The organism is thiotrophic endosymbiont of Bathymodiolus puteoserpentis (Logatchev) (assembly GCF_900127505.1).
In the GTDB taxonomy this organism is placed as follows: Bacteria; Pseudomonadota; Gammaproteobacteria; order PS1; family Pseudothioglobaceae; genus Thiodubiliella.
The window spans coordinates 817-1,646 of the sequence record NZ_UEXF01000003.1; the positions used below are offsets into that span (position 1 = coordinate 817).

Below are 830 nucleotides of genomic sequence, written 5' to 3' on the forward strand. Positions count from 1 at the left end.
CTTGGAAAAACACCCAACAATCCTCGCTTGCAGATGCCTTGGTTATTGAACACAAATCTCTATCAGAGCTTGACGATGTTCACAACATCATCAATTGGAATGAGATAGAGCAAACCCTCTCAAGCCTATACTCGTCAGTACCTGGTGCACCAGCTTACCCACCACTGATGATGTTTAAAATTCTTATCCTTCAGGCTTGGTACAACCTAAGTGATGAAGCCCTAGAAAAACAAATCGCCAGAGACTTAATGTTCAGGCGTTTTAGTTGACTTAAGCCTCTGTGAATCAGTGCCTGATCATTCAAGTATTTGGCGATTCAGACAACTGCTCAATACTGAGAATCTCCTAGAGCCTCTACTAGAACAAATCAACACGCATTTAGAGCAAAACTCTATTATTGTCGCCCTAGGCTCAATCAACATCATTGATGCTACCGTCATAGAAGCTAAACAATCCCGTAAGCGTAAAGGAAAAGACGACAATAACACCCAAGACCCTGAGGCTAGCTACAATGTTAAAACAGCTGCTGATGGCAAGCGCAAAACCACCTATGGTTATAAGATGCATGCTAACACCGGTGAGGATGGTTTTGTTAAAAAGATGACCTACACTCCTGGCAATGTTCACGACTCACAAGAATTTGACAAACTACTTGACACCTACAAAACCAAAGACAAAATAAAGACTTATGGGGAAGTCTACGCCGATAGTGCTTATGCCAACAAAAAGAACAATGAAAAGATCGGCAAGCAAAACAACAAAGTCCTGTATAGAGCCTACAGAAACAAACCTTTAACCAAACAACAAAAACAAGATAATAAACAACGATC

General features: G+C 41.0%; 1 protein-coding gene and 1 pseudogene. Both read left to right on the forward strand.

All coding sequences use genetic code 11. The features are described from left to right. Nucleotides 1-221 (forward strand): annotated as a pseudogene (locus BHECKSOX2_RS00030) (transposase); the annotation flags it as partial. A gap of 67 nt (nt 222-288) precedes the next feature. After that, nucleotides 289-830, forward strand: a 542-nt coding sequence (locus tag BHECKSOX2_RS00035) for a transposase (protein ID WP_139681950.1), incomplete at its 3' end; no start/stop codon positions are given.